This window comes from Kocuria rosea subsp. polaris (genome assembly GCF_001483755.1).
Classification (GTDB): domain Bacteria; phylum Actinomycetota; class Actinomycetes; order Actinomycetales; family Micrococcaceae; genus Kocuria; species Kocuria cellulosilytica.
The window spans coordinates 51,592-64,616 of record NZ_LQBK01000033.1; the positions used below are offsets into that span (position 1 = coordinate 51,592).

Annotated in this window: 11 protein-coding genes; 1 reads left to right on the plus strand and 10 read right to left on the minus strand. The window is 74.1% G+C overall.

All coding sequences use genetic code 11. From position 1 onward, the window contains the following. The 6 genes from AVL61_RS12435 to leuC form a co-directional block, all read right to left on the minus strand. On the minus strand, positions 1–1,119 hold the full coding sequence (locus tag AVL61_RS12435) for a D-alanine--D-alanine ligase family protein (RefSeq protein ID WP_058874644.1): 1,119 nt from the start codon (positions 1,117–1,119) through the stop codon (positions 1–3). Continuing rightward, the gene (locus AVL61_RS12440; RefSeq protein ID WP_058874645.1) at positions 1,116–2,237 is read right to left on the minus strand and encodes an NAD(P)H-dependent glycerol-3-phosphate dehydrogenase; all 1,122 of its coding nucleotides are present in this window, start codon (positions 2,235–2,237) and stop codon (positions 1,116–1,118) included. The genes AVL61_RS12435 and AVL61_RS12440 overlap by 4 nt, the downstream gene beginning before the upstream one ends. After that, positions 2,234–2,983, minus strand: coding sequence for a lysophospholipid acyltransferase family protein (locus tag AVL61_RS12445; RefSeq protein WP_058874646.1), 750 nt, complete (start codon positions 2,981–2,983; stop codon positions 2,234–2,236). Before AVL61_RS12445 ends, AVL61_RS12440 begins: the two co-directional genes overlap by 4 nt. Before the next feature lie 13 nt (positions 2,984–2,996). Beyond that, a complete protein-coding gene (gene murA, locus AVL61_RS12450) occupies positions 2,997–4,313 on the minus strand; it encodes a UDP-N-acetylglucosamine 1-carboxyvinyltransferase (protein ID WP_058874647.1) in 1,317 nt (438 codons plus the stop codon). Positions 4,314–4,485: 172 nt separating this feature from the next. Then, positions 4,486–5,085 (minus strand): 3-isopropylmalate dehydratase small subunit, encoded by a 600-nt coding sequence (gene leuD / locus AVL61_RS12455; protein ID WP_058874648.1) that lies wholly within the window; start codon positions 5,083–5,085, stop codon positions 4,486–4,488. Between the two features lie 29 nt (positions 5,086–5,114). Then, positions 5,115–6,605 carry a 3-isopropylmalate dehydratase large subunit gene (leuC, locus tag AVL61_RS12460; protein WP_082697137.1) on the minus strand — a complete coding sequence of 497 codons (1,491 nt, stop codon included), beginning with the start codon at positions 6,603–6,605 and terminating at the stop codon, positions 5,115–5,117. A 114-nt stretch (positions 6,606–6,719) separates the two neighbouring features. Here leuC and AVL61_RS12465 point away from each other — a divergent pair, with 114 nt between their 5' ends. After that, a complete protein-coding gene (locus AVL61_RS12465) occupies positions 6,720–7,532 on the plus strand; it encodes an IclR family transcriptional regulator (protein ID WP_269433316.1) in 813 nt (270 codons plus the stop codon). Between the two features lie 89 nt (positions 7,533–7,621). On the opposite strand, the gene AVL61_RS12470 is transcribed toward AVL61_RS12465, so the two are convergent. From AVL61_RS12470 to AVL61_RS12485, 4 genes are read right to left on the minus strand one after another with little or no spacing between them, the layout of a single operon-like run. After that, a complete protein-coding gene (locus AVL61_RS12470) occupies positions 7,622–9,310 on the minus strand; it encodes a GTPase (RefSeq protein WP_058874649.1) in 1,689 nt (562 codons plus the stop codon). Beyond that, positions 9,307–11,070 (minus strand): dynamin family protein, encoded by a 1,764-nt coding sequence (locus tag AVL61_RS12475; RefSeq protein ID WP_058874650.1) that lies wholly within the window; start codon positions 11,068–11,070, stop codon positions 9,307–9,309. The genes AVL61_RS12470 and AVL61_RS12475 overlap by 4 nt, the downstream gene beginning before the upstream one ends. Before the next feature lie 56 nt (positions 11,071–11,126). Continuing rightward, a complete protein-coding gene (locus AVL61_RS12480) occupies positions 11,127–12,047 on the minus strand; it encodes an NADP-dependent oxidoreductase (protein WP_058874651.1) in 921 nt (306 codons plus the stop codon). A 45-nt stretch (positions 12,048–12,092) separates the two neighbouring features. Beyond that, a complete protein-coding gene (locus tag AVL61_RS12485) occupies positions 12,093–12,962 on the minus strand; it encodes a potassium channel family protein (RefSeq protein WP_231738407.1) in 870 nt (289 codons plus the stop codon). Positions 12,963–13,025 lie beyond the last annotated feature (63 nt).

A 13,025-nucleotide genomic window follows, 5' to 3' on the forward strand; every position in this document is an offset into this window, starting at 1 on the left:
TCAGCGCAGCCCCACCGGCCGCTCCAGGGCGAGGCCCAGGAGCTCGTCGATGAGCTCGGCGTAGTCGAGCCCCGAGGCGGCCCACATCCGCGGGTACATCGAGATCGGCGTGAACCCGGGCATCGTGTTGATCTCGTTGATGACCACACGGCCGTCCGGGGTGTAGAAGAAGTCGGCGCGGCACAGGCCCTCCCCGTCCAGCGCCTCGAAGGCGGTGACGGCGCGGCGGCGGATCGTCTCGATCGCCTCCTCCGGCAGATCCGCCGGGCAGCTGAGCCGCGCGGAGGCCTGCGAGACGTACTTGGCCTCGAAGTCGTAGAACGCGTGCTCGTCGACGATCTCGATCTCGCCCGGCATGGAGGTCCGGGCGGCCGCGTTGCCGCGGCCCTCGAGCACGGCGCACTCGATCTCCCGCCCCACGATCCCCGCCTCGACCACCAGCTTGCGGTCGTGCTCGCGGGCGGCGGCGATCGCCGCGTCGAGCTCCTCGGCACGGTCCACCTTGGTGATGCCGAAGGAGGACCCGGCGCGGGCCGGCTTGACGAACACGGGGAAGCCCAGCTGCGCGATGCGCTCGCGCACGCCGTCGGGGTCCACGGCCCACTGCCGGTCGGTCACCACCGTGTAGGGGCCCACCTCCAGGCCCGCCGCCTCGAAGGCGAGCTTCATGAAGTGCTTGTCCATCCCCACCGCGGAGGCCGTGACCCCGCAGCCCACGTAGCGCAGGTCGGCGAGCTCGAGCAGGCCCTGCAGGGTGCCGTCCTCGCCGAAGGGCCCGTGCAGCAGGGGCAGGACCACGTCGATGTGCCGGTCCCGGCTCACGGTCTGCCCGCCGGGACCGTCCTGACGGACGATGAGCTCGCTCTCCCCGACCTTCAGCGGCAGGCTCACGAGCTCGTCGCCCACGGGCAGCTCGGCGATCGGGTCCGCATCGAGCAGGGCCTCGAGCTGCTCCTGCGGGCAGAGGAACCACTCCCCGGAGGTGGCGATGCCGACGGTCACCACGTCCCACTTCTCGCGGTCGATGGCGCGCAGGACGCCGCGGGCCGTGATGAGGGAGATGGAGTGCTCGCTGGAGCGCCCGCCGAACAGCACGGCGACGCAGGGGCGGGGGGTCATGGGGCGGTCCCTTCGGATTTGATCTCTCGGCCCAGCAGCAGCTGAGCTACGTCGTCGATGGTGATCTCCTCGCGGAGGATGGCCACGACGGCGTCGGTGATGGGCATGTCGACGCCGTGGCGGCGGGCGAGGGCGAGCACGGCGGGGGCGGACTTGATGCCCTCGGCGGTCTGGGTCATCTCCTCCTGCACCTCCTCGGGCGTCAGGCCCAGGCCGAGGAGCCGCCCCGCGGTGCGGTTGCGGGACAGCGGCGAGGAGCAGGTGGCCACGAGGTCCCCCAGGCCGGCGAGCCCGGAGAGGGTCTCCAGCCGTCCGCCCAGGGCCAGCGCGAGCCGGGTGGTCTCGGCCAGCCCGCGGGTGATGATGGAGGCCTTGGAGTTCTCCCCGAAGTGGCGGCCGTCGGCGATGCCCACGCCGAGGGCGATGACGTTCTTCACGACGCCGCCGATCTCGGTGCCCACCACGTCCGTGTTCGTGTAGGGGCGGAAGTAGCGGGTCCGGCAGGCGTGCGCCACCCAGCTGGCCAGCTCCGTGGTGGGGGCCGCCACGACGGAGGCCGTGGGCTGCTCCTCCGCGATCTCCATGGCCAGGTTGGGCCCGGAGAGCACGCACGTGCGCGCCCGCCAGTGCTCGGCGCCCAGGCCGGTGGCCCGGCCCAGCTCCTCGGCGACCACCTCGCTCATCCGCAGGCCCGTGTCCCGCTCGAGCCCCTTGGCCAGGGACAGCACCACGGCGTCCGGCTCGAGGTGCCCGGCCGCGGCGGCCAGCTGGGCCCGCAGGGACTGGGCGGGCACCGCGAGCACCACGAGGTCCGCCCCGCGCACGGCCGCGGGGAGGTCGGCGGTGATCTCCAGGCGCCCGGGCAGCCGGATGCCGGGGACGTAGCGGTCGTTGACGCGGGTGCGCGCGGCGTGGCCCATCGCGGCGGCGCTGCGCCCCCACAGCACCACGGTCCGCCCGGGCGGCTCGTGGCGGTCGTGCGCGGCCTCCCGGGCGCTGTCGGCGAGGATCTTGGCGAAGGTCGTGCCCCACGACCCGGCGCCGAGGACGGCGATCCGCCGCGGCCCGGCGGCGGGCAGTCCGCGGGGGCGCGGCGTGGCAGGGTCGGGCTGCGTCACAGGCGGCCTCCCCGGCGGCGGTCCCAGAGCGCGGCCGGTGCGTCCGTCCCCCGCAGCTGGGCGAGCTCCCGGGTGACGGCGCGCATGACGGCGTCGGTGGCCTCCTCGAGCCGTGCCGCGTGGCGGCCCACCGGCTGGGTCAGCTCGGGGACGTCGTCCCGCCACGGCGTGAGGTCCACGGGCGGCCCGATCCGCACGCGCACGTCCTTCCGGGGGAAGATGCTGATCCTGCGCCGGCCGGTGGAGCGGTCGAGGTCGAGGACCTCCTGGTCCCCCCAGTGCGCCACCGGGACCACGGGGGCCCCGGTGGCGAGGGCGAGCCGTGCTGCGCCCGTGTGCCCGGTCATCGGCCAGCGGCCGGGGTCGCGGGTGAGGGTCCCCTCGGGGTAGATCACCACGGCGCCGCCGGAGGCCAGCTCGGCGCGGGCGGCCGTGAGCGCCGCGGCGGCGTCGGCCGTGCCCCGCAGCACGGGGACCTGGCCCGTGGCCCGGAGCACCGCCCCGACCACGGGGGCGCGGAACAGCGACTCCTTCGCCAGGAAGCGGGGCATGATCCCGTTGTCGTAGAGCGTGATGGCGACCGTCAGGGGGTCGAGCTCGGTGAGGTGGTTGGGCACCACGATAAACCCGCCCTCGGCGGGCAGGTGCTCCTCCCCCGTCCAGCTCAGCCGGGCCACCAGCCCGTAGGCCGGTTTCACGACGCCCGCGAGCACGCGGAACAGGCTGCGCTTCGAGGTGCGGCTCATCGGCGGGCCCGGCTCACTCGCCGTCGAGCTCGAAGGACGCCCCGAGCCCCGCCAGCTTGTGCGTGAAGTGCTCGTAGCCGCGCTCGATGAGCTCCACGCCCGTGACGTGGGAGGTGCCCTCGGCGGCCATCGCGGCGATGAGGTGCGAGAAGCCGCCGCGCAGGTCGGGGATGTTGATCTCCGAGGCCTGCAGCGGGGTGGCCCCGGAGATCACGGCCGAGTGCACGAAGTTGCGCTGCCCGAAGCGGCAGGGCACGGAGCCCAGGCACTCGCGGTGCAGCTGGATCGTGGCCCCCATCCGGTTGAGGGCGGCGGTGAAGCCGAAGCGGTTCTCGTACACGGTCTCGTGCACGATGGACACGCCCGAGGCCTGGGTCAGGGCGACCACCAGCGGCTGCTGCCAGTCGGTCATGAACCCGGGGTGCACGTCGGTCTCCACGATGAGCGGGTTGAGGTCCCCGCCGGGGTGGTAGAAGCGGATGCCGTCCTCCGTGATGTCGAGGCCGCCGCCGATCTTGCGGAAGGTGTTGAGGAAGGTCATCATGTCGGACTGCCGGGCGCCGGCCACGAAGATGTCGCCGCCGGTGGCGAGCGCCGCGGAGCCCCAGGACGCCGCCTCGATCCGGTCGGGCATGGCCCGGTGCCGGTAGCCGGTGAGCTCGGGGACGCCCTCGATGCGGATCACCCGGTCGGTCTGGACCGTGATGATCGCGCCCATCTTCTGCAGGATCGCGATGAGGTCCATGATCTCGGGCTCGGTGGCCGCGCCGCGGAGCTCGGTGTGGCCGTCGGCCCGGGTGGCGGTGAGCAGGACCTGCTCGGTCGCGCCGACCGAGGGATAGGGCAGCTCGACCTTGGCGCCGTGCAGCCCGTGCGGCGCGCTCATCCGGATCCCGGACTCCAGCTTCTCGACCCGGGCGCCGAAGTGGCGCAGCACGTCGAGGTGGTAGTTGATGGGCCGGTCGCCGATCTTGCACCCGCCGAGGTCGGGGATGAACGCCTCACCGATGGCGTGCAGCAGGGGCCCGCACAGCAGGATCGGGATCCGGGAGTCCCCGGCGTGGGCGTCGATGTCCGCGTGCCGCGCCGTGGTGACGTTGCACGGGTCCAGGGACAGCCGGCCGTCCTCGCGCGCCACGTCGACCCCGTGCAGCGCCAGCAGGTTGGTGACGACCTGGACGTCCTTGATCTCGGGCACGTTCGCCAGGACGGACGGCGTGGAGCCCAGGAGGGCGGCCACCATGGCCTTGGGGACGAGGTTCTTGGCACCTCGCACGGTGACCTGCCCGGACAGGGGGACGCCGCCCGTGATGTGCAGTGCGCTGCTCATGACCTTCCGATCTGCTGTTGCCGGGCCACCCCCGAGCGGGAGCGGCACCCGTACAGTGTAGGTTCCCCGGCGCGGGCCCTCGCACCAGGGCCGCCGTCGTGCGTGTCCGGGACAGCACGACGGCCCGGCGGGGCCCGGTGGGCTCCGCCGGGCCGTGCCGGGCGTGGCGCGCTCAGGTGCGGGCGGGCAGCGTGGTCGGCTTGAACGCGGGGCGCCCGGCCTCGAACGCGACGATGTCGTCCTCGCGCTGGAGGGTCAGGCCGATGTCGTCCAGGCCCTCCATGAGGCGCCAGCGCGTGTAGTCGTCGATGGAGAACGGGACGGTGACCGTGTCGCAGGTCACGGTCCGGGACTCGAGGTCGACCTCGATCTCGGTGCCGGGGTGCTCCTCGATCAGCTTCCACAGCAGCTCGACGTCGGCCTGGTCCACCTGCGCGGCCAGCAGGCCCTGCTTGCCCGAGTTGCCGCGGAAGATGTCCGCGAACCGGGAGGAGATCACGGCCTGGAAGCCGTAGTCGCGCAGGGCCCACACCGCGTGCTCGCGCGAGGAGCCGGTGCCGAAGTCGGGCCCGGCCACCAGCACGGAGCCGTGGCGGTAGGGCTCCCGGTTGAGCACGAAGTCCTCGTTCTTCCGCCAGGCGGCGAACAGGGCGTCCTCGAACCCGGTCTTGGTGATCCGCTTGAGGTAGACGGCCGGGATGATCTGGTCGGTGTCCACGTTGGACTGGCGCAGCGGGACGCCGACTCCCCGGTGGGTGGTGAACTTCTCCATGGCAGGGCCTTCCTGGGTTCGGGCGGCGGTCAGGCCGCGGCGGCGACGTCGCCGGGGGCGTCGAGGTCGGACGGGGAGGACAGCGTGCCGCGCACCGCGGTGGCCGCGGCCACCACGGGCGAGACGAGGTGGGTGCGCCCGCCCTTGCCCTGCCGGCCCTCGAAGTTGCGGTTCGACGTCGAGGCGCACCGCTCGCCGGGGGCGAGCTGGTCCGGGTTCATGCCCAGGCACATCGAGCAGCCCGCGAAGCGCCAGTCGGCGCCGAACTCCATGAACACCCGGTCCAGGCCCTCGGCCTCCGCCTGCAGCCGCACCTTGGCGGAGCCGGGCACCACCATCATCCGGACGTTCTCGGCCTTGGTGCGGCCCTTGACGATCTCCGCCGCGGCCCGCAGGTCCTCGATCCGGGAGTTGGTGCAGGAGCCCAGGAAGACGGTGTCCACCGGAATCTCCTTCATCGGGGTGCCGGCGGCCAGGCCCATGTACTCCAGGGCCCGGCGGGCGTTGGCCTTGTCGTTCTCGTCCCCGATGTCCTCGGGATCGGGCACCGACTGGGACAGGGGGACGCCCTGGCCGGGGTTGGTGCCCCAGGTGACGAACGGCTCCAGCTCGTCCGCGTCCAGGAACACCTCGGCGTCGTAGACGGCGTCCTCGTCGGTGCGCAGGGTCCGCCAGTACTCGACCGCCGCGTCCCACTCGGCGCCCTCCGGGGCGTGGGGGCGGCCCTTGACGTATTCGAAGGTCGTCTCGTCCGGGGCGATCATGCCGGCCCGGGCCCCCGCCTCGATCGACATGTTGCAGATGGTCATCCGGGCCTCCATGGACAGCGCCCGGATGGCCGAGCCCCGGTACTCCAGGACGTAGCCCTGTCCGCCGCCGGTGCCGATCTTCGCGATCACGGCCAGGATGATGTCCTTGGCGGAGACGCCCGGGCGCAGCGTGCCCTCGACGTTGACGGCCATGGTCCGGAACGGGGCCAGGGGCAGCGTCTGGGTGGCCATGACGTGCTCGACCTCGGAGGTGCCGATGCCGAAGGCGAGCGCGCCGAACGCGCCGTGGGTGGAGGTGTGGGAGTCGCCGCAGACCACGGTCATGCCGGGCTGCGTGAGGCCCAGCTGGGGGCCCACCACGTGCACGATGCCCTGCTCGGCGTCCCCGAGCGGGTGCAGGCGCACCCCGAACTCGGCGCAGTTGGCGCGCAGCGTCTCGATCTGCTTGCGGGAGGTGTCGTCGGCGATGCGGGAGAAGATGTCCTGCGTGGGCGTGTTGTGGTCCTCCGTGGCGATCGTCAGATCGGGGCGGCGCAGCGGGCGTCCCGCCAGCCGCAGCCCCTCGAAGGCCTGCGGCGAGGTGACCTCGTGCAGCAGGTGGAGGTCGATGTAGAGCAGGTCCGGCCGGCCGTCCTCGCCCTTGCGCACGAGGTGGTCCGCCCAGACCTTCTCGGCGAGGGTGCGACCGCCCGGGGCCCCGGAGGGCGTGGCGGAGGCCGTGGTGGGGGTCGAGGACTGGTAGTCCGGCATGGCGGATCCTTCCGTGCTGCCTGTGCAACGTGTTTCCTCCATGGTCGGCGCCCGCGCGGCGGTGGGCCAGCCCTGCGGCTTGCTTCTCACATTCTGAGACGGCAGTATCAGTGCATGGACACATCTGGACACATGGACCCGTCCGGCGCCCCGCTCGGCACGCCGCTCGGCGGGCACGGCACCGGCGAGGCGCTGGCGCTGGCCGCGACCACCGCGCCCAGCGGGGTGGGGGTGGTCGACAAGGCCGCGATGATCCTCGACGCGCTCGAGGCGGGGCCGGCGACCCTCGCGCAGCTGGTGAGCGCCACGGGGCTCGCCCGCCCCACCGTGCACCGGCTGGCCGTGGCGCTGGCCCACCACCGGTTCGTGGGCCGGGACGTCCAGGGCCGGTTCGTGCTCGGCTCCCGGCTCGTGGAGCTGGCCTCCGCGGCCGGCGAGGACCGCCTGATCGCCGCCGCCGGCCCCGTCCTGGTGAACCTGCGGGACGCCACCGGGGAGTCCGCCCAGATCTTCCGCCGGCAGGGCGACTGGCGCGTGTGCGTGGCCTCGGCCGAACGGCCCATCGGGCTGCGGGACACGATCCCCGTGGGCACGCAGCTGTCCATGAAGGCCGGTTCCGCCGCGCAGGTGCTCGTTGCGTGGGAGGACCACGACCGGCTGCTCGAGGGCCTGCGGCACGCGCGGTTCTCCGCGACCGTGCTGGCCGGGGTGCGCCGCCGGGGCTGGGCCCAGTCGCTGGGCGAGCGGGAGCCGGGCATCGCCTCCGTCTCGGCGCCGGTGCGCGGGCCCTCGGGCCGGGTGATCGCCGCGGTCTCGATCTCGGGGCCGATCGAACGGCTCACCCGCCAGCCGGGGCGGCTGCACGCCGAGGTCGTGGTGCAGGCCGCGCGCCGGCTCACGGAGGCCGTCCGGGCCACCGCCCCGTAGCCGGCCCCGCCGCCCGCGCGGCGGGGCGGTCCCCTGCCGTGCTCAGCGGCGCTGGATCCCCCGGCACAGGACCTGCACAGCGCAGGAGCTCAGCGGCGCAGGACGGCGAGGGCCTGCCGGAAGGCGGCGAAGGCGTCGAGCTCCGCCCGCACGGGATCCACGACGGTGCGGCGGCCGGCCTCGGCCACCGACGCGCGCAGCCGGCGCCGCACCGAGCGCTCCCGCATCCGGGCGCCGAAGCCCGCGAGGATCCGGCCGGTCAGGGCCGTGAAGATCCCGAGCACCACCCCGGCGAGGACGAGCAGTGTGGGGGCGGGCAGCGGAAAGCCCTCGACGGAGGGGGGCGGCGGGACCGGGATCTGGAACCACTCCAGCAGGAACAGCCCCAGCAGCCAGACCAGGCCCGCCACCACCGCGAGCATCGCGAGCCACTGGATAACGTCGAAGACGATCCACCACCAGGAGTTCCGCCCGGCCCGGAAGTCGGTGCGGGCGACGGCCTGGTCGATCGCGTCCGGGAGCTTCTGCTCGTGGGTGCGGGCGGCCTGGCGGACCGACCGGGTCCACGGCTCCGCGGCCCCGTCCGCGGCGTCGTGGGCGAAGGTGCGCACGGCGGAGTCGGCCGCCGCCCGCTGGGCGGCGCCCATGGGGGGCAGGGACGTGCGGTTGACCTCCGGGTTCACGGTCCCGCCCCGGTCGAGGTTCAGCCGCCGCATCGGGTCCTTGCGGAACCTCAGCAGCCACCGGGTGGCGATCCACCCGGTGTGCCCGGCGGCGTGCAGGGCGTAGGACCTCCCGGCGGCCCGGGCGATGCCGGGCACGTTGGCGGCCTGCGCCAGGCCGTCCGTGAGCCGCTCCTGCGCCGGCTCGGTGATCCCGGCCGGCTCCCCCTCCCCGGAGGCCTCGGCGAGCCGCACGGCGGCGTCGTCGACGTCGGCGTCGAGCCGGGCGCCGGCGGCGGCCTTGGAGTCGGCCACCGCACGGATCCGGGCGCGCAGGGCCCCGACGCCCTCTCCCGTCACCGCGGAGACGGCCACCGGCTTGGACAGGCCCGTGGTGGGCAGCCCGTCCTGGGCCACGAGCTCCTCGAGGGAGGCCATCACGGCCGGGACCTCCGCCGCCGGCAGCCGGTCCACCTGGTTCATCACCACCATGGTCACGGCCCCGTGGCGGGCCAGCGGCGCGATGAAGTCCTGGTGGATGACCGCGTCGGCGTACTTCTGCGGGTCCACGACCCACACCACGACGTCCACCATCCCGACCAGGCGCTGCACGATGGTGCGGTGGTGCAGGCTCACGGAGTCGAAGTCCGGCAGGTCGAGGAGGATCAGCCCGCCGGGCCCCTCCGCGGCGGACCCGCCCGTGAACCGCTCCTTGACCCGGGTCCACCGGCCGGTGTCCCCGTGCGCCGCGGGCAGGGGCGTGTCGACGTGGTGGCGCTGGGAGACGTCGAGCCAGTCCAGCAGGGCCTCGCTGCCCTGCTCCCCCCAGACGGCGGCCAGCGGCTCCGCGGTGGTGGGGCGGCGGGCCGCGGCCCGGGCGATGTCCCGTCCCACGACGGCGTTGAACAGGGTGGACTTCCCGGACCCGGTCGCCCCGAAGAAGCCCACCACGGTGTGGTCGGCGGACAGGGAGCGCCGCTCGGCGGCACGGTCCAGGACGGTGCGGGACGCCGCCACGGCCTCCTCGTCGAGCCGTCCGGAGGCCAGGTCCGTGGCGCGCGCGAGCGCCGTGAGCCGCTCGGAGAGGGTGGGGGCCGCCTGGCGGGCGGGGCTCACCGGCCCTCCCCCAGCGACCGTCCCGCGCTGCGGATGCGCTCGGCCGCGGCGGCCAGCTCGTCGGCCTCCGGGTGCCCGTCCAGGACGTCGAGGCGCCGCAGGAACACGGACGCCTGCTGGTGCATGAGCGTGGAGATCCGGGACTCGAGGTTCTTGCGGGCGTCCTCGGCCATCCGCCGCACGGCGTCCTCCCCGAAGACCGCCTCGAGCAGCTTGGTGCCGACCACGCCGGAGCCGCCGGCGATCCCGACCTCCAGCCCGGTGAGCCCGCCGGTCATGGAGAACACGCCGATCATCAGGATCACGGTCAGGGCGTTGACGCCCAGGGACATCGCCCGCGCCTTGGTCCGCTTGTCCGCGCCCTCCCGCTGGATCAGCGCCATGAGGTCGCCCTGCCACGCGCGCACCTGCTCGGCGGTCCGCTCGCGGAAGTCCGGCGGCAGCGAGCCGAGATCGGACCCGCCGAGGAGCACCCGGCCGGCGGGCTCGTCCTGCCAGCGGCGCTCCGCGGTCTCCGAGGCGCGCGCGGCCTCCTCCACGATCACGGTCTGCAGCCCGGTCTCGATGGCCTCCTCGACCTCGACCTCGGGCGCCGGCCTCCCGCTGAAGAAGGCCGTGATCCGGTCCCGCATCCGCCCGATCCCGGCCTCGAGGCCGCGGAAGAACTCCCCGGTGCCCACGAAGTCCTGCCACCGGGCGAGCACCTCCCCCCGCAGCAGGGTCCCGTCGCGGGTCGACTCCACGACGGCGGCCAGCGCCTCGTCGAAGGCGCGGTCCACGTCGTTGCGCAGCTGCGCCGCCACGCGCTGCTGGGAGAGCACCGCGGTCCCGGCCGCACCGGTGCGCTCCGCGATGGAGCGCACCGCGCCGCCGAGGGTCCGGCGGGCGATCTCCGAGCGGGAGGCCGCGCTGCGCCCCAGCTCGGCGAGGAAGTCCGCGACGGGGGCGACGACGTGCGGCGGGAGCATGCCGGTCTCGTTGAGGGGCGACTCCGGGACCGTGAAGACCGGGGCGTTCCCGAGGCCCTGCTCCGCCAGCATCCTGCGGAGGTCCTCCTCGATCTCGGCCTCGAGGCCGTGCGGGACCCGATCGAGGACCACGGCCACCGTGATGTCCCGCTGGGCGGCCTCGACGAGCAGCCGCCACGGCACCGCGTCGGCGTAGCGGTTCGCGGTGGTCACGAACAGCCACAGGTCGGCGGCCGCGAGCAGCTGCCCCGCGAGCCGGCGGTTCTCGTCGGAGATCGAGTCGACGTCGGGGGCGTCGAGCAGGGCGACCCCCTCGGGGATGCGCGGCTCGGCCAGCAGCACGAGCGCCTGTCCGTCCGCGGTGCCGGGCAGCGCGGACGGGGAGGCGGTGTCCGCGGCGGTCGAGCCCGCGGGGGTGACCTTCTGCGCGTGGATCCGGCTCAGGTGCGGGAGCACCCGCTGGGTCGAGAACGCCTCGGCGTCGCGCGGGTGGTGGATCAGGATGGGCTGCCGGGTGGTGGGACGGATGGCCCCGGAGCGGGTCACGGGGTGGCCCACGAGCGCGTTGACCAGGGTCGACTTGCCGGCGCCCGTGGAGCCGCCGACCACCGCGAGCAGCGGCGCGTCGAGGGAGCGCACCCGGGGCAGGACGTAGTCGTCGAGCTGGGCGACGGCGCGGTCGATGTCCTCGCGCCGGTGCAGCACGTCCGTCGTGGACAGCGGGAGGTCGGACGCCGCGAGCAGCGCCCGGGCGTCCTCGAGGGCGCTCAGGATCTCTGTCTGGTCGGTCACAGGGCCATTGTGCCAGTCAGCCTGCTGTGCACCTACGGGGCGCCGGGCGCCGATGCTCACGGCATGCGGACGGCGATCTTGCCCCGGACGTGGCCCTCCTGGCTGAGCCGGTAGGCCTCCACGGCCTCGGCCAGGGGCACGCTGCGGGCGAGCTCGATCCGGAGCACGCCCCGGTCCACCAGCCGGCCCAGCTCGGTGAGGTCCTCGGCGGAGGGGCGCACCCACATCCACGTCCCGCCGTGGGCCTCGACGGCGTCGTCGGCCACGGAGGCGTGCCGCCCGCCGTCCTTGAGCACGGCGAGCGTCTGCTCGACGACCCCGCCCACGAGGTCGACCACCACGTCCACGCCCTCGGGCGCCAGCTCCCGGACCCGCTCGGGCAGCCCGTCCCCGTAGGCCACGGGCTCCGCGCCGAGACCGCGCAGGTAGTCGTGGTTGGCCTCCGACGCCGTGCCGATCACCCGGGCGCCCCGGGCCACGGCGAGCTGCACGGCGCAGCCCCCCACGCCGCCGGAAGCGTTGTGGACGAGCACGGTCTCCGCCTCGGCGACGTCGAGGCGGCCGAGGACCTGGTAGGCCGTGAGCCCGGCCAGCGGAAGGGACGCCGCCCGGTCCCAGTCCACGGAGGCGGGCTTCGGCGCCAGCAGGCGGGAGGGCAGGGCGACGTACTCGGCCATCGTCCCGCCGTGCACCCAGTCCGTGCGGGCGTAGGAGACCACCTCGTCACCGGGGGCCCACTCCGGCACGTCGATGCCGACCCGCTCCACGACCCCGGACACGTCCCATCCGGGCACCACAGGGAACTGGACCTCCATGAGCGGATCGAGACCACCGGACATGATCTTCCAGTCCACGGGGTTGATCGCGGCGCTGCGCACCTTCACGAGCACCCAGCCCGGAGGCACCTTGGGCTCGGGGAGGTCGGTGAGCTCGAGGACTTCGGAGCCGCCGTATCGGGCGTACGTCAATGCCTTCATGTCCGGCGCAACCAGGAGCGGCGGAGGATTGTTCCCCGCGCCGGCTCAGCGGCGGGAGTCCCGCCCGTGGTCCTCGGCGTAGGCGGCGAAGACCTCCTCGGGAGACTCCCCCGTGCCGAGGAAGTCCTCCCGCAGCTTCTGCCCGAGCTGCTCCAGGGCCAGGCCCAGGCGGCGTGCGCTCGTGCGCACCCGCGGTGCGGAGCACGCGGCGGCGCGGTCGCGCAGCTCGAGCGCGTAGGACAGGTGCCGGGCCAGGGAGAGGTCCGGGTCCTCCTCCTGGAAGTAGTACGTCTCCCCGTGCTGGGTGAAGTCGATCCGGGCCTTGGCCACCTCCGCGGCCAGTCCGTCGAGCACCCGGGTCGCCGTCACCGGGTCCTCCTCCGCGAGGACGTCCGCGTAGCCCACCTCGGCGAGGGACTTCAGCTCGAGCGCCAGGGACCGCCGGCGGGACAGGGGCGGGTAGATCTGGGTGAACCACGTCAGGGCCGCGGTGAGCAGGGCGAAGCCGGCCAGCGCCTCCAGCGGGGAGGCCAGCCGGATCCACGGGTCGGTGGCCACGACGTCCCCGAAGCCCAGCGTCGCCAGCGTCACCAGGGAGATGTAGAGCGCCTCCAGGAAGTCGGGGTAGTCGGCCGCGTCCACGCCGGGCGAGTACGTGAAGCCGCCGGGCACGTGCGGCAGGTAGACCAGGGCCCAGCCGATCCCCTGCAGGAGCACCCACACGAGCACCACCGTGATCATCGACCCCGGGCCCACGGCGGAGCCGAAGCGGTGCCCGGTGCGGCGGGAGATCCACCAGACGCCCGCCTGCACCCTCCCGCCGATGGCTCCCGTGCCGCTCGGGTGCAGCAGGCTGTGGTAGATGTCCCACAGCCCGACCATGACGATCGCGATCCCCGTCACCGTCAGCAGCACGTCCACGTCCTCGCTCCGTTCCCGTTGGCTCGTTCCCCTGTCCGGCGACCCTACCCGGTGGCC

What these genes read in the sequence shown, in the direction of transcription:
- AVL61_RS12435 (WP_058874644.1), bottom strand. Translation starts at nt 1,119, where the DNA reads ATGACCCCCCGCCCCTGCGTCGCCGTGCTGTTCGGCGGGCGCTCCAGC.
- AVL61_RS12445 (WP_058874646.1), bottom strand. Translation starts at nt 2,983, where the DNA reads ATGAGCCGCACCTCGAAGCGCAGCCTGTTCCGCGTGCTCGCGGGCGTC.
- murA (WP_058874647.1), bottom strand. Translation starts at nt 4,313, where the DNA reads ATGAGCAGCGCACTGCACATCACGGGCGGCGTCCCCCTGTCCGGGCAG.
- leuD (WP_058874648.1), bottom strand. Translation starts at nt 5,085, where the DNA reads ATGGAGAAGTTCACCACCCACCGGGGAGTCGGCGTCCCGCTGCGCCAG.
- leuC (WP_082697137.1), bottom strand. Translation starts at nt 6,605, where the DNA reads ATGCCGGACTACCAGTCCTCGACCCCCACCACGGCCTCCGCCACGCCC.
- AVL61_RS12465 (WP_269433316.1), top strand. Translation starts at nt 6,720, where the DNA reads ATGGACACATCTGGACACATGGACCCGTCCGGCGCCCCGCTCGGCACG.
- AVL61_RS12480 (WP_058874651.1), bottom strand. Translation starts at nt 12,047, where the DNA reads ATGAAGGCATTGACGTACGCCCGATACGGCGGCTCCGAAGTCCTCGAG.